13 protein-coding genes are annotated in these 15,492 nt (G+C 63.7%); 6 read left to right on the top strand and 7 right to left on the bottom strand.

Going from position 1 to position 15,492, the window contains the following annotated elements:
• Positions 1-110 precede the first annotated feature (110 nt).
• Positions 111-860 carry a class I SAM-dependent methyltransferase gene (locus ACVIIV_RS20930; protein ID WP_456745853.1) on the bottom strand — a complete coding sequence of 250 codons (750 nt, stop codon included), beginning with the start codon at positions 858-860 and terminating at the stop codon, positions 111-113.
• Positions 861-1,441: 581 nt separating this feature from the next.
• Between ACVIIV_RS20930 and ACVIIV_RS20925 the strand changes: the two genes are divergently transcribed.
• Both ACVIIV_RS20925 and ACVIIV_RS20920 read left to right on the top strand, forming a co-directional pair.
• Positions 1,442-2,053, top strand: a complete 612-nt coding sequence (locus tag ACVIIV_RS20925; RefSeq protein WP_063682600.1) for a PilZ domain-containing protein — start codon at positions 1,442-1,444, stop codon at positions 2,051-2,053.
• A 331-nt stretch (positions 2,054-2,384) separates the two neighbouring features.
• Complete coding sequence (locus tag ACVIIV_RS20920; RefSeq protein WP_456745852.1) at positions 2,385-3,011, top strand: transglutaminase-like cysteine peptidase; 627 nt, start codon at positions 2,385-2,387, stop codon at positions 3,009-3,011.
• 235 nt (positions 3,012-3,246) lie between these two features.
• Here the strand turns inward: ACVIIV_RS20920 and ACVIIV_RS20915 are convergent, their stop codons facing one another.
• The 5 genes from ACVIIV_RS20915 to glsA form a co-directional block, all read right to left on the bottom strand.
• Complete coding sequence (locus tag ACVIIV_RS20915) at positions 3,247-4,596, bottom strand: amidohydrolase family protein (RefSeq protein WP_456745851.1); 1,350 nt, start codon at positions 4,594-4,596, stop codon at positions 3,247-3,249.
• Between the two features lie 303 nt (positions 4,597-4,899).
• The gene (locus tag ACVIIV_RS20910; RefSeq protein ID WP_456745850.1) at positions 4,900-6,447 is read right to left on the bottom strand and encodes an FAD-dependent oxidoreductase; all 1,548 of its coding nucleotides are present in this window, start codon (positions 6,445-6,447) and stop codon (positions 4,900-4,902) included.
• Between the two features lie 561 nt (positions 6,448-7,008).
• The gene (locus ACVIIV_RS20905; protein WP_456745849.1) at positions 7,009-7,572 is read right to left on the bottom strand and encodes an HdeD family acid-resistance protein; all 564 of its coding nucleotides are present in this window, start codon (positions 7,570-7,572) and stop codon (positions 7,009-7,011) included.
• A 384-nt stretch (positions 7,573-7,956) separates the two neighbouring features.
• Positions 7,957-9,597, bottom strand: coding sequence for an MFS transporter (locus tag ACVIIV_RS20900; protein WP_456745848.1), 1,641 nt, complete (start codon positions 9,595-9,597; stop codon positions 7,957-7,959).
• Positions 9,598-9,667: 70 nt separating this feature from the next.
• The gene (gene glsA, locus ACVIIV_RS20895) at positions 9,668-10,675 is read right to left on the bottom strand and encodes a glutaminase A (RefSeq protein WP_456745847.1); all 1,008 of its coding nucleotides are present in this window, start codon (positions 10,673-10,675) and stop codon (positions 9,668-9,670) included.
• Between the two features lie 359 nt (positions 10,676-11,034).
• On the opposite strand from glsA, the gene ACVIIV_RS20890 reads away from it, so the two are divergent.
• Positions 11,035-11,208 carry a hypothetical protein gene (locus ACVIIV_RS20890; protein WP_456745846.1) on the top strand — a complete coding sequence of 58 codons (174 nt, stop codon included), beginning with the start codon at positions 11,035-11,037 and terminating at the stop codon, positions 11,206-11,208.
• Between the two features lie 19 nt (positions 11,209-11,227).
• Here ACVIIV_RS20890 and ACVIIV_RS20885 read toward each other — a convergent pair whose 3' ends face one another.
• A complete protein-coding gene (locus ACVIIV_RS20885; protein WP_456745845.1) occupies positions 11,228-11,935 on the bottom strand; it encodes a GntR family transcriptional regulator in 708 nt (235 codons plus the stop codon).
• 271 nt (positions 11,936-12,206) lie between these two features.
• Between ACVIIV_RS20885 and ACVIIV_RS20880 the strand changes: the two genes are divergently transcribed.
• Genes ACVIIV_RS20880 through ACVIIV_RS20870 form a run of 3 tightly spaced genes read left to right on the top strand, consistent with a single transcriptional unit; the run spans position 12,207 to position 15,490 of the window.
• Entirely contained in the window at positions 12,207-13,193 is a 987-nt protein-coding gene (locus ACVIIV_RS20880; RefSeq protein ID WP_456745844.1) for an ABC transporter ATP-binding protein, read from the top strand.
• Positions 13,194-13,236: 43 nt separating this feature from the next.
• The gene (locus ACVIIV_RS20875; RefSeq protein WP_456745843.1) at positions 13,237-14,526 is read left to right on the top strand and encodes an ABC transporter substrate-binding protein; all 1,290 of its coding nucleotides are present in this window, start codon (positions 13,237-13,239) and stop codon (positions 14,524-14,526) included.
• Positions 14,527-14,530: 4 nt separating this feature from the next.
• Entirely contained in the window at positions 14,531-15,490 is a 960-nt protein-coding gene (locus tag ACVIIV_RS20870; RefSeq protein WP_456745842.1) for an ABC transporter permease, read from the top strand.
• The last annotated feature ends 2 nt before the right edge of the window (positions 15,491-15,492 follow it).

Below are 15,492 nucleotides of genomic sequence, written 5' to 3'. Positions count from 1 at the left end.
TATGTGAGATGCGCGCTCGTGCCAAGGTGCGGCCTTGTAGCCCGTATAGAGCGTAGCGGAATACGGGGAAGCGGCCCCCGGATATCGCTTCGCTCATCCGGGCTATACGACTAAAGGCCGCAGACGCATATCTGCCGCATGCTTCCCGCCGCCAGCGGGCTGCGATCGAAATCACCGAAGCGCTCGATGAGGCGCAGGGCGCCCGAAGCTATCAGCAACGGCATCTCCTGCGGGAAGATGCTGCGCATCGGCAAGGCGGCTTGCCAAAAGTCCTTCTCCGTCTTGCTCGACCAGTACCAATCCACGTGCCTGATCTGGGTAAGCGGGTCGTATCTCGCAATCTCCTCGACGGTGATCGCGCCAAGGCCATCGTGGACCACCGTGCCGATCAACTCGCGCTTGTTGGGATCAGCGTTGAGCATGGCGATATTGGGCAGGAAGGCGTCGAACACGAGCCGGCCCTGCGGCGACAGATGTCTGCCGACCGATTCGAAGAAACCTTTGAAATCGTCGAAGCTATGCAGGTGCAGGACCGAATTCATGGCGACGACAATGGTGTCGAACGTCCGCCCTTTCAGATCGAAATCGCGCATATCCAGCTGGACCAGGTCGAGCTCAACCGCCTGCGCCTTGGCATGGCTCCGCGCGCGATCGAGCATCTGCGGCGACAAATCGCCCCCGATGACCTGAAATCCCGCCCGCGCCAGCGGAATGGTCAGGCGACCGCTGCCGCACGCAAGGTCGAGAACGCGGCCGCCGCGTTCGCGCGCCGTCTCGACATAAAAGCGTTCGAGGATCGGATCTCGCGGCGCCATCAAATCGTAGAGATCGGGGCGGTCGTAGAGGCTGTTCTGTTCCATGAGAGTGATTGTAGTCGATAAATTCGTGGCCAGCATGAGCGAAGCGACATGTCCGCTCAGCGAGCGAAAGCGAAAACGGCATGCGGGGCTGGCATTCCCCATCCGGGCTTCGGCGCCGCTACAAGCTCAGCCGTCATCCTGAGGTGCGCGCTCTTGCGCGCCTCGAAGGATGGGCAGCAAGCGCCCGCAGCCCATCCTTCGATGGCTCGGCCTGCGACGCAAACGCGTCGCAAGCCTCACACCTCAGGATGACGGCGGAGCTTGTGGCAGCATTGCATGGCTGGTGTTCAAGCACACCCAAGTGTCTTGAGCCTTTGCCAAGGCTCTCGGCCGCGGCGCTGCTGGCGCTGTAATGTCTCCTCCATGGGCGCGCGGCAAAGAGGGCCTGAAGGCGGCCTGGTCGCCAGCCGGGACCGCACAGTCGCCCGGTCTCGGCCCGTCAAGGGTGCCCGCCCCTGATGTGATGTTTGGAGCGCATTGTTTCCGTTCGTAACCGACGTCTCCAATCCTAACGCGGCATTAACCCTATGCACCTTAGGGTCGTCCCGGACTCCGCCCGGGCGGGGGGTCGGGTGTTGGAAATGGCGTTGGCGAACAAAAAATTTCTTCCGGCCGCCGAGGAGCGCAGGCGCTTCCAGCGGGTGAAGGTGCACCTGCTCGGCCGCTACATGCTGCCGGACCGCCGGGAATTCCCCTGCCAGGTGATCAACATGTCGCCGGGCGGCCTCGCTTTGCTCGCCCCCGGGATCGGCAATGTCGGCGACCGCGTGGTCGCCTATCTCGACCATATCGGCCGCGTCGAGGGCAAGATCACCCGTATCATCGACAACGGCTTCGCCATGACGATCGGTGCGACGCCGAGGAAACGCGACAAGCTCGCGGCCCAGCTGACCTGGCTCGCCAACCGCGACATCCTCAATCTGCCGGAGGACCGCCGCCACGACCGTATCGTGCCGCGCAACCCGATCGCGGTGCTGACGCTCGAGGACGGCACCAAGATGACCTGCCGCATCATCGATCTCTCGCTGTCGGGCGCCGCCATCGCCGCCGAAAACCGCCCGCCGCTGAAATCGATCGTTCTGCTCGGCCGGGTCCAGGGCCGCGTGGTCCGAAACCTCGAAGACGGCTTTGCGCTGGAGTTCATGCACGAGCAGCCGGTCGAGACACTCGAAGAGAGCGTTACCGCGCGGTAAAGCGCGAGGACGCGAAAACCGCGACATTTCCAGGCTCGAAGGCGGCTTCCGCGATGCGGACGCCGCCTTTTTCGTGTCCCGCGGCGAGCCGCCTCGCGGTTAACGCGTGGGTTGCAGCTGCGCGCAAACAGCGCTTCTGCCAGCGTTTCCGCGTTAATCGATAAAATTTGAATCAATTGCAGTCATATCGAATTTTATTCGAATTCGATTCAAGTATAGATCGAATTCGCCGCGCCTTTTACTTGCATTCGTCTCGACTTGACTTGGCTGACTTAGCGGCAACTCAAAAGCTCCATGCGAAATGTGGTCCCAACAAGAAACGGGGGCTGCAATGTTTGACTTCAGGGGACAGGGGAAGAGGCTGGCGCTGGTCGCCACGCTCTTCGGGATCAGCGCGGCAGCGCAGGCCGGCGAAGGCCGTCTGCTCTACGCGAGCCTCGGCGACACCACGCGTGCGCCGATCGGCTGGGTCGAGTTCTGCGCGGACAATGCCGCTCAGTGCCAGGGCACGGCGATGCAGCCGCGCGACATCGTGATGTCGCAGGCCGCATGGCGCGACCTCGTCAAGGTCAATCGCTGGGTCAACGAGACCGTCAAGCCTTTGACCGACCAGGAGCACTGGGGCGTGATCGAGAAGTGGTCGCTGCCGTCAGACGGCTACGGCGACTGTGAAGACTACGTGCTGTTGAAGCGCAAGATGCTGATGGATGCCGGATGGCCGCGCCAGGCCCTGCTCATCACCGTCGTGCGCGACAAGAAGGGCGAAGGCCACGCGGTGCTGACGGTGAAGACCGACAAGGGCGAGTTCGTTCTGGACAATCAGAACGAGAACGTCGTCGCCTGGACGGAGACCGGCTACCGCTTCGTCAAGCGCCAGTCGCAGAGCGATCCCAACGTCTGGGTCTCGCTCGGCGATACCAAGCCGGCGGTCTCCACCGCCAGCGCGAAGGATCAGTAGGAACGAGACAACGAGTTACGCGACCCGGTCACATCCCCACCCCTCCCCGTCCCAGACCGGTTCGCGCGCGCCCAGCCATCCCCCAATGGCTGGGCGCAACTTTTTTGGGAATGCGCGATAGTTCTGCTGGGCTCGCCGCGACCAGGGCACGCGCGCTGCGATGAAGTCCCGTCAGCTGTCCTAAGGACCGCTGCACGCCGATCGGCGAGCCTGTGGGCAAAAATTTCGCGCGGCGTCAGCGCGCGAGACTGTTCCGGTAGATCTTGCCGCTCTTCATGATCACGACAAAATTCTTCGCGGGATCTTCGATGAGGGCGAAGTTATCGAGCGGATTGCCGTCGACGAGCAGGAGATCGGCCAGCGCGCCCTCCTCAACCACGCCGAGCTTGCCGGGATAGGGATTGCGCAGGCCCGACAGGCTCAGCAGCTCGGCGTTCGCGGACGTTGCCATCGCCAGCGCTTCGGCCGGCGTGTACCAGCGCGTCAGCGCGGCCAGCATCGAGCCTTGCTTGTCCGCCAGCGCCTTCGAGAACAGCACGTCGGTACCGAACGCGGTCTTGATCCTGTACTTCTTCGCCAGCGCGTAGACGCGATCCGTGCCGGCAACCACCTGCCGCATCTTGTCCTGCTCCGCAGGTCCGAGCGCAGCGGCACCGGACAGATCGAGGAACGGCTGTGTGCTGAGCCAGACGCCCTTCTCCGCGATCAGCTTCGCGCTCGCCTCGTCCATGAGGTGACCATGCTCGATGCACCTCACGCCGGCCGCGATCGAGCGCTCGATCGCGACCGGCGTATAGGCGTGCGTGGCAACGTAAGTTCCCCAATTGTCGGCAGCTTCGACGGCCGCGCGCAGCTCCGGCTCGGTGAAGGTGGAGACGTCGAGCGGGCTGAACGGCGACGCGACGCCGCCGCCCGCCGTGAGCTTGACTTGCGAGGCGCCCTGCATCAGCTGCTCGCGCGCCCGCACGCGGACCTCGTCGGGACTGTCGGCGACGATGCTGCCACCGATCCGCTCCATGCGGGTCAGCATGCCGCCGATGGTGCGCGGCAGATCGGACAGCTGGCGGAAGTCGCCGTGGCCGCCGGTGATGGTGATCATGGCGCCGGATGGATAGATGCGGGGACCGGCGACGAGATCCTCGTCGATGGCCTGCTTGAGGCCGAAGCTCGGCCCGCCCATGTCTCGCACGGTGGTGAAGCCGCGCATCAGGGTCGCCGTCGCCTCGCTCGCGGCGAGCAAATTGTTGTAGCCGATGTCACCGGCGAGTACGGCCATCGGCGTCGGCCGCACCAGCATCGCGTGCCAATGCGCATCGATCAGGCCCGGCATCAGCACGCGCCCGCCACCATCGATGATTTGTGCGGTGGTCGTGACGTCCGCCGTCGAAATCTTCTCAATGATGCCGTTTCTGACGATGACGCTGGATGGCGCCGAGAGCGCGCTGCCTTTGCCGTCGAATATCCTGACATTCCGGAACAGGACCGTGGACTCCTGAGCCGGCGCGGATGACAGGCTACCGAGCGTCATTGCAAGGCCCGCAAGCAATGCAGCGAACAGCTTGGCCGACATCCTCAAACCCGACATATCAGCCTTCCGCACAGGTTCAGGCTACACGAGGTTGATGGCAGGCACGCAACGTCCGGGCGCAGTTGACGCCGAAGTTTGATTTCCGTCAACTTACAACCATGGCCGCCATGTGCAGCTCTGCCATCTCCTTTGACGAGGGATCGGCTCGTTCGACGGCAATTGAGTCAAAGAAAATGAATCGGAGAGGTCGCGTGTGACGTCGGGCTGCGCGCGCTCAGGCGCCTAGCACATTCGCCAGCCGCGGGGTCGTCGGCGGCGGAGCTCCCTGAAGCCTCATCGCAACATCTTGGGGACTGCCGCTCACTCTGCGGCTTGAACATTGATCGGCTTGTCGGCCTCGCCCAGCGGCGCCACTGCGGGTCCATTGAGCGCGGTGCCATCAGGCGCGAACTGCGACCCGTGACACGGGCAATCCCAACACTGCTCGAGTGAATTCCAGTGCACGACGCAGCCGAGATGGGTGCAGCTTGCCGAATGCAAATGCAAATGCCCGTTCCGGTCCCGGCATGCTGCGATCTTCTTCAAGCCGCTGCGGACGAGGCGCCCCTCGCCGGGCCGCAGATGTTCGACGCTCGCGATCTCGCTCGCCGCAAGATACTCCGCGAAATTCTTCAGCGGCGTGATGTTCTCGCTGATGAACTCGCCGATGTTCCTGTGAATCTTCCGGGCCGGGGCGTAGACGTCTTCCCACGGGCTCGCACCAATCGTGATCAGATCCTTCACCAATAAGCCGGCGACGAGCCCGTTCGTGATCCCCTGTCCTGAATCGCCGCTGACGACGAAGAGATGCTCTTCGCCGGGGCTGCGGCCGATGAAGCCGGCGAAATCGACCGGCTCCAGCACCTGGCCGGACCACCGATGAGTGACCTCGCGCAGGTCCGGTAATCGCTCGCGCGCCCAGCGTTCGAGCGCATCAAGGCGTTGTGCGCCGTCGTTCGCTTCACCCGACTTATGGTCTTCGCCGCCGATGATCACGATATCCTCATCAGTGGAGAACGGCTGGAGCCGGACATAGTGGTAGGGATCGAGCGTATCCCAATAGAGCGCATCCTCCAGCGCGCCGGCCGCAATCTTCGCGGCGAGCGCATAGGTGCGGTAGGGTGCCTGCTTGGTGTGGATCGCGACCCGCACATTGACGGGCGAGTTCGTCGCGACCACCACGTCGGCGGCGTGGACCTCGTGGCCCGAGGCGGTCGTCACCACCATGTCGCCTTGACGTTGGCGAATGCTCTCGACACACGTGTCGGCGTAGAGCTTCGCTCCCCGGCGCTCCAGTGCGCTCGCAAGACCAGCGAGATACTTGGTCGGGTGCAGGCGCGCCTGGCGCGGAAAACGCAGCGAACGCGTCTGGCCTTTGGCATGGAACGGGGTCGGCTGGAGGCAATTCTCGACGGGAATCCCCAGCTTGCGACAGCAATCCAATTCCTCATCCAGCTCGGACGCGGGCGTATCAGGCGCCAGCACCCAATAACCGTCCACGCGTTGAAAATCGCAATCGATGTGCTCGGTACGCTGGATGGCCTCGGCGCGCTCGATCGCGGTCACGACGCTCTGATAGTAGTGGCGGGCACATTCGGGGCCTCGCACCCTCACCAACTCGTCGTAACCGTCATCGAGCGCCGTCGCCAGGTGCGCGGTGGTACGCGCCGTCATCCCGCTGCCGATGCCGCCGCGGTCCAGCACCACGACCGAACGTCCGTGGCAGGCAAGTTCATAGGCGACCGATAACCCGGCAATTCCAGAGCCGACAACGACGACGTCTGTCCCCACGGTCCCGGATAGCGCCGGCGCGACAGCGACCGAGACATCCATCCAGGGCGATCGGGTGTGCTCGTCCCTTACGTTCATGGCAGTTCTCCTCGGAAGAACAAACGATGCGGAAGGATCAGGGTTCCTGTCGGCGGCCGGCGAGCGGAAATGCCATCGGTGCTCACCACATCGATTAGGAACCTTCATCGTGCTCGCGCATGAAACGGCATGAGAACTCCATCACCCGGAATGCGCAGGGCGCTGCGTCAGGCTCAATTGTACGGGCACCTGCTCGTCCGCAATGACAGGCTGTATCACCCCGGAGGCAGCCATCCGATCTGCTCGATACAGCTTGCACGAGAGATGGTCAGGTCAGGATGGATGACCAAGCACGACGGCGAATACGAGATCACGCCTGACGGGCAGCTTGCCGCCGAAAGCGAACTCAGCCGATGATGCGGTCGCGTAGGTCCGGCCGCACCGGCATCGCATGCCGATATGCGTCGATCAGCCGGGCATCAGCACGCGGCCACCGCCGTCGATGACCTGGCCGGTGCTGCGCCAATAGACTGAAGGCGGCTCCAACGAACCAAGCCGCCATGGCAGCCTATAGGGCGGCCCTGGCCTACGCCAACCCAACCTATGCAACCAGCGTGGCGCTTACGCAGGCTTGGCCACCGGGAGCCAGGCAAAAGTCAGCCACCCAATGCCGTGAGACAACAGGTCGATGCCGAGCAGCAGTCCCAGAACCCACAGCCCCGTCGTCGGAAAGCCCGTGAGGATGATGAGTCCCGCCAGAACACCAAAGAGGCCCGACGCGAGCATGATGCCACCGCCCTGCTGCCAGCGGCCGATGCCGATCAGCATGCGTACGACACCGGAGACCAGCAGCGCAATGCCGAGCACATAAGTGAGGAGGAGCGCTCCGGTCAGCGGTTGGCTGACCAGAACAATGCCGAAGGCAATATAGAGGATGCCGAGGATGACCTGCCAGACGAAGCCGCCCCAGCCCTTGGTCCAGAACGCGTGGAAAATTTCGAAGGCGCCAGCGGCGATGGCCATCCAGCCAATGAACAGCGCGCTGACCACGGTGAAGAACGCAACGTCGCCCAGCACCATTAGTCCCGCGAACACCATGAAGAGCCCCAGCAGGACGCAGACCCAGCGGGACGGTTGCGGCAGTCCGGTTGCGCCCATCGGGGCGCTATTGTCGTAAGTCGTCATGACATTCCTCCTCGGTTACCTCCAGCGCCATCCGCAATGACGGCGACCACGGTGCCACCAGCACTCCCAGCGCCGACGCCGCCGACGCCATGATGGCGGACGAGGCGGCGGTCGGTGTGGCGGCCGATGCGGTGGACGATGGCCGGGGGCCGGTAACGGACGGACAGTCTGCTGCGCAAAGGTGCCGGCGGGCTCGCGCGTGCGCGGAACGGGATGATCGATTGGCTCCGGCAGGGCCACAGCAACGTGCGGCCACAGGGTCACTCCTGCACCAGCGACAATCACGCCTCCGAACAGCGTCCGCAACGCGGCGCGTCGATCCATCTCGCACACTGAGCTCATTGCCGGGATTCTCCTTCGCGAAATCCCCCGCCTCTCTTCAACTCAGGTTTTCGCAGCGGCCTCATCGCTCGGAATCTCGCCCGGCAGATAGTCCGGAAGCCGTCCGGCCGGGATGATCGCAATCAGGGCGAGACCCGCCATGATCAAGAGTCCGATCTTGAGCGCCCGCAGGCGTGCCTCGATGTTCACCCGCACGGCTTCTGCGACCTGCTGCGGCGATCCGCTCGTGCCTTCCAGCACGGTGCGCAGGCGGTCGTTGCTGACGAAGGTGATGTTGTCGAGATCGACCTGGGCCTGAAGCTCCGGCGTGAGCACGGGACTTGCCGTGATCTTGCCGAGTGCGATGGTGCTGAGCAGACCGACCAGGAGGGCTCCTGCGACCGCGGTGCCGACTGCGGCAGCGAGGTTTTGCGTCGTGCCGCGCAAGGAGCCGACGTCGCCGGCGAGCGCCTTCGGCGATGCGGTGACCAGGACGTTGAACAGCAAGGTCACCAGTGAGCCCTGGCCGATGCCGAACAGGACAAGCCCGAACAACACGGGAACCTCGCTCCAGTCGTTACGCACGACAAAGGCGAGCCAGACCAAGGCTACGGTGCAGAACGCAAAGCCGTAGCGGCCGATCTGGCGCGGCGTCAGCCGCTCGTAGACATTCACGATGAGCATCGCCGAGAAGAAGACCGTGAGGTTGAACGGCATCATCGCAATCGCAGTCGCGAGCGGCGAACGCCCCTGCACGATCTGGATGTAAAGCGGCACGGTAAAGTTCAGTGCAGCCTCCAGCGCCACCACGGCAAACAAGGCAAAGACCGCGCAGCGCTCCTGCGGCGAATCCACCACCTCCAGCGCCAGCAGCGGCGTTTTGCCCGCGGCCTGGCGCCGGTGCGTCCAGAGCAGGAAGCCCTGGCCCAGCACGATCCCAACCACGATCATGATCGGCGCCGGCGATATGCCGAGCAGATCGAACGGCGCATTCGGCGTCGCAACCGCAAGGCCCCAGCCGTTCAGATTGTTGAAGCCGAAGCTGATGAGGATGATCGCGCTCGCGGCGAGCACGACGCCGACGAGGTCGATCTGCACATCGGAGCGGCCGTGATCGGGCTTGAGGCGGAAGCTCATCAGGAAGACGATGGCGGAGGCCGCGATCAGGATCCCGAAGGCCGGCCGCCAGCCAATATACGTCCCCAACACCCCGCCGATGACGAAGGCGAGCACGCCGGCCGCCGCACGGGCCGAGCCGAGTGCACCAAGTGCAGTCGCCTGCTGGCGGCCGGCATAATTCTCGGCGATCAGCGCCACGAGCGAGGGCACGATCACCGCGCCGGCGGCGCCGCAGAGCGCCTGCGCCGAGATCATGACCGCCGCCGAGGGGCTGAACGTCATCATGAGCTGCGAGACGAAGAACAGCACGACGGCCATGCGGAACACCTGCAACGCGCCGAAGCGCTGGGCGAGCTTGGCGCCCAGCATCACGAAGCCCGCAACCAGCATGGAGTACGCCACGATCCCCGTCGCGACCGTGGTCGGCGCCACGCCGAAGCTTGCGACCATGCCGCCCATCGCCACCGGCAACGAGGCCACGTTGAACGACATGATCATCTGACCGAGTGCGATCGCGATCATGGGAACCCATGACGCGCGTTCCTCCTGGTGAATGCCGCCGATCGAGATTGTCTGTGTGGCCATGACATCCTCCGGCTTGAGCGGCGTTGCGACCGGTCAGGCGAGGAAGCCCGCCGGGCCTTCGAGCATGGGTTCACGATTCGGGTTGCGATACGAACAGATCCATTCCCAGGCGCTGCGACAGGAACTTTGCGACGAGTTGCCCCCGCACGCTGTTGCCGGCGGCATCAAGTGGCGGCGCGAAGGTGCCGAAGCCGCCCTTGCCCGGGGACACAGCGACGATGCCGCCGCCGATCCCGCTCTTGCCGGGCAGGCCGATGTCGTAGAGCCAGTCACCCGAAGTCTCGTAGAGCCCGGCCGTGATCATGACAGCCAAGGCGTAATGGCAGACCGAGGCATCGACCACGCGCTGCTTGGTCACCGGGTTGACGCCGCCGTCGGCAAGCGTTGCGCCCATGACCGCGAGGTCGCGCGCGCTCACATTGAGCGAGCACTGCCGGGTATAGAGATCGGTCGCTTCCTTTGCGTCGCAGTAGATCCGGTCATAGCTCTCCAGCAAGCGCGCTATGCTGCGGTTGCGAAAGTTGGTCTCCGACGCCGAGGCGTAGACCTCTTCGTTGAGCGGCAGCTTGCGGCCGGCAAAGCGCGACAACCCGTCATGAATGAAGGCCCATCGCGCCGCGACGGTAGCGCCAGGCACCAGGCTGGTCGTCGCAATCGCGCCGGCATTCACCATCGGATTGGTGCGACCGTTACCCTGCTCGATCGCGGCGAGCGAGTTGAACGGAAGTCCCGTCGCATTCGCGCCGAGCCTGGCGCGTGCCTGCTCCGGCCCGATGGTTTCGCAGACCAGCGCGAACAGGAACGGCTTCGACACGCTCATGATGGAGAATTCGTAGTCGACGTCGCCGGCGTCGTAGACCTGCCCACCGGTTCCGACGACACAAACCCCGAACAGCTCGCTCGGCACGCGCGCCAGCGCGGGGTAGACCTGCGAGTTGGCCCCCTCGTGATTTGACCTGAACCGTCGCTGTGCTTCGTTCACCAGCGACTGCACGATCTCCGGGCCGGGCAAGTGGCCGGTCGAAACGTAACCGATCTCGCGTGCAGTCTCTCGTTCATCAGCCAGAGGTTGCGTCATGGCTGCACTCCGCAGAACGGATTCTCGGCTCCGCTCTTGAACTCGACGCTTGTGTCAGTTGATTCCGGTGTCCGGGTCGAGTCAACTTACAACCACAAGGCGATTTTGCATCTCAGCCATACGAATCCATCTGAGAAGCAGCGACAGCACGATTATACAGGAAAATCCAGCAAATGAGTAAGCGCTGCTGTCTCGCTTGCATCGAACCCTAGTCAAAAGGCCAGTACCGGCTGCAGAAGTGATCAACGACAAATTGCGGTCGGCCTGCGCAGGAGTACGATAGCTTCTGAGGGCAGGCCGCATATCGAATGGCGAGGCCTAACATGGTGGCACAAACGAGTGACGGACACGTCCTGCTGGTGAAGAAGCTCGGCGGACTCTTCGCAATCATCCTCGGATGCCTGCTGATCGCGGTCGGCGTGACCTTCGAATCCGGCGGAATGACGTTCGTGGGCGTCCTCTTCCTCGTGCTTGGCGCTGGTTTGCTTGTGCTGAAGATCGTCAGGCGCAACCAAGGATCGTCGCTGCCGTAGGCAGCCGATACAGTTCGCTTTAGGCGCCGAGCACATCCGCCAGCGGAAGCTCGTCGGCGGCGGGATCCTTCAGGAACAGCTCCGCCTCGATCTCGTTCAGGTGCGACAGCATCAAGGCCCCCGCGCGCGCCTTGTCGCGCTTGCGGATCGCGGCGACGATTCCCGCGTGATGATCAGTGCCGCAGGCCGGCGTGTCGTGGCGACGGTAGAGCAGGATGATGAGCGAGGAGCGTGCGATCAGCTCCTTCAGGAAGCCGAGATAGATGCTATGGCCGCTCATCTCGGCGACGAGACGATGAAACTCGCCGGAGAGCCGCACCGATGCGCGCGCATCGCCGCGCAATTCCGCTTCGCGCTCTTCGGCAAGATGCTGGCCGAGGCGATCGAGCCAGGCCGGTGAGACCGCGTCGATCGCGTGATCGACGATGGTGGGCTCGATCAGGCGCCGCGCCTCGAACACTTCGCGGGCATCGGCGGGCGTCGGGCGCGCGACGAAGGCGCCGCGGTTCTTCTCGATGTTGACGATGCCCTCATGCGCCAGCTGCTGCAGCGCGGTGCGCACCAGCGTACGGCTCGCACCGTAGATCTCGCCGATCTCGTCCTCACCGAGCTTCGTACCCGGTAGCAGACGATGCTCGAGGATCGCTGCGGTCACGCCCTCCCTGATACGGCTGACGCGATCGCTCGCGTCTGGCGCGTCGGGTTTTTGGCGGGTCTTGGCGGCCATTTGCTTAGAGGTGTTGGGTGTGAGGCTCGATCGGCGAACGTTCGGCCTCAAATGTTAGTCGACGACCTGTATCCAATCACAGGCGAAACTTTATACAATCGTCGCCTGTTTTGTGTGCAGATGATTGCGCAGGCGGCGGGCGGCGCAATTGCGCCGGATTTGATCTAACGATCTGACTCCACTGCACAGTTTTGGGATTTTGCCGGCCGCGGGCTGTTGGCACGGACCTTGCGGAGAGAGGCGGGACGCATCGCCCCTCCTCGGACACGCCATGGCCACTCCCGCCGCTCTCGAACTGGTCGCCGTCACCAAGCGCTACGACACCACGCTGGCGGTCGATAACGTCAACCTGAAGATTCCGGCCGGCACCTATTGCTGCCTGCTCGGCCCCTCCGGCTGCGGCAAGACGTCGACCCTGCGCATGATCGCGGGGCACGAGGCGGTCAGCGAGGGCGACATCATCCTCGGCGCGCAGAACGTCACCGACTTGCCGCCGGCCGAGCGCGGCACGGCGATGATGTTCCAGTCCTACGCGCTGTTTCCGCATCTCTCCGTGATCGACAACGTCGCCTTCGCCTTGAAGATGCGCGGCATCGACAAGCCGACCCGGCACAAGCGTGCCGGCGAATTGCTCGAGCTGGTCGCGATGAGCCAATATGCGGGCCGTCTCCCGGCGCAGCTCTCCGGCGGCCAGCAGCAGCGCGTCGCGCTCGCCCGCGCGCTGATCACCGAGCCGCAGATCCTGCTGCTCGACGAGCCGCTCTCCGCGCTCGATCCGTTCCTGCGGGTGAAGATGCGGGGCGAACTGAAGCGGCTGCAGCGCGAGCTCGGCATCAGCTTCATCCAGGTCACCCACGGCCAGGAGGAGGCGATGGCGCTCGCCGACCACATCGTGGTGATGAACCACGGCAGGATCGAGCAGCAGGGCACGGCGCGTGAGATCTTCCATCATCCCCGTACCGAATTCGTGGCGCGCTTCATCGGTGGCCACAACGTGCTCAGCGATGCCGGCAAGCTCATCGCCGTGCGCGCCGACCAGCTCGGCATCGTGCCGTTCGCCGATGGCGCGTTCGGCGCGCCGGCGCTGCTGACCCAGACCGAGTACCAGGGCTCCTACATCGCCCTCTCGCTCAGGCTCGACGACGGCACCGCCCTGTTCTCCCACGTCCCCGAAGCCACCTTCGACGTCCACCCGTTCCGTCCGGGCGATCGCGTGCTGGCCACCTGGGATCCCGCCAAGGCGCAACGCCTGCAATAGCGCCGATCGATCACTGGAAATGCGCAACAAAGGAGTGACTGACATGAGCGAGACCACCAGGACAACCGGCGTCAGCCGCCGCACGCTACTCAAGGGCACCGCGGGTCTCGCGGGCCTTGCCGCCGGCTCCGGCGCGATCACCGGCTTTCCCTATGTGAAGTCGGCCGATGCGAAGGTGCTGCGTTATCTCGGCACCGCCGTGAACGAGGGTGACGACATCGCCAAGCAGTGCCTGAAGGACACCGGCATCAAGATCGAATACATCACCGCGACCACCGACGACGTCACCAAGCGCGTGATGACCCAGCCGAACTCCTTCGACGTGCTCGACACCGAGTACTTCTCGCTGAAGAAGCTGGTACCGTCGGGCAATATCCTCGCGCTCGACGCCAAGAAAATCAAAGAGTTCGACAACATCACGCCGGTCTTCACCAAGGGCGAGACGCCCGGCGGCAAGAAGATCGGCGGCCAGGGCACCGCGCCTTGGAAGGTGCTCTATCTCGAAGGCAAGGACTCCAAAAAGTTCGCGACGTCGCCAACCGAATTCGTGACGCTGATCCCGACCGTCTACAACGCCGACACGCTCGGCATCCGCCCCGACCTGATCAAACGGCCGATCAGCACCTGGGCCGAGCTGCTCAACCCCGAATTCAAGGGCAAGGCCTCGATCCTCAACATCCCCTCGATCGGCATCATGGACGCCGCGATGGTCGTGGAAGCCTCCGGCAAGTACAAATATGCCGACAAGGGCAACATGACCAAGGAGGAGATCGATCTCACCATGAAGGTGATGACCGAGGCCAAGAAGGCCGGCCAGTTCCGCGCCTTCTGGAAGGATTTCAACGAGAGCGTCAACCTGATGGCATCAGGTGAAACCGTCATTCAGTCGATGTGGTCGCCGGCGGTCACCAAGGTCCGCTCGATGGGCATTGCCTGCACCTTCCAACCGCTGAAGGAAGGCTACCGCTCCTGGGCCTCGGGCTTCTGCGTCTCCAAGGGCGTGTCGGGCGCCAAGCTCGAATGGGCCTATGAGTTCGTGAACTGGTTCCTGTCGGGCTATGCCGGCGCCTATCTCAATCGCCAGGGCTATTACTCCGCCGTGCTCTCCACCGCGAAGGCGCACATGGAGCCCTACGAGTGGGCCTACTGGATGGAAGGCAAGCCGGCCGAGAAGGACATCAAGGCTCCCGACGGCTCGCTGCTCGAGAAGGCCGGCGCGGTGCGCGACGGCGGCTCCTACGAGGACCGCATGGGCGGCGTCGCCTGCTGGAACGCGGTGATGGACGAGAACGACTACATGGTCCGCAAGTGGAACGAGTTCATCGCGGCGTGACGTGATGGACACCTCTGAGGACATCCTGCATCACGCATCCCCGGACCTCGTCCGGGGATCGGAAACGGCGCGCCGCAGCAAGGCGGCGCGCCTGTCGCCGTCCTTCATCTCCTGGCTCCAGGCTGGGCCGATGATGCTGGTGTTTCTCGCCTTCTTCCTGATCCCACTCGTCTTCGTCGTCATCGTCTCGTTCTGGGACTACAATGAATACCAGTTGCTGCCGGCTTTCTCCGGCCGCGGCTACACCGACACGTTCGAAGGTTGCATCGCGCAGCTCCCCGATCTCTGCACGATCGGCAAGACCTATCTGAAGACGCTGAAGCTGTGCTTCATGGTCTGGGCCATCACCCTCTTCATCGGCTTCTGGGTCGCCTATTTCCTCGCCTTCCACGTCAAGTCCAAGACCTGGCAGATGGGATTGTCGCTGCTCTGCACGATCCCGTTCTGGACCTCCAACGTGATCCGCATGATCGCCTGGATCCCGCTGCTCGGGCGCAACGGCCTCGTGAACTCGGGCCTGATGAAGACGGGCTTGATCAATCACCCCGTGGAATGGCTGCTGTTTTCCGAATTCTCAGTCGTGCTTGCGCTGGTCCACCTCTTCACCTTTTTCATGGTGGTGCCGATCTTCAATTCGATGGTGCGCATCGACAAGTCGCTGATCGAGGCGGCCTATGATGCCGGCGCCACCGGCTTCCAGACGCTCATCAACGTCATCATTCCGCTGGCCAAGCCCGGCATCGTGATCGGCTCGATCTTCGTCATCACCATCGTGATGGGCGACTTCATCACCATCGGCGTGATGGGTGGCCAGCAGATCGCTGCCGCCGGCAAGATCATCGAGACGCGGGTCAACGCGCTGCAATTCCCGGCCGCCGCCGCCAACGCCGTGATCCTGCTCGTCATCACCTTCCTGATCATTACCATGATGTCGCGCATCGTCGACATCAAGAAGGAGCTCTGAGC

It is taken from the genome of Bradyrhizobium sp. USDA 4354, from assembly GCF_054060315.1.
Note: the sequence above shows the minus strand (reverse complement) of the source record. Positions and strands in the feature narration are given on the sequence as shown.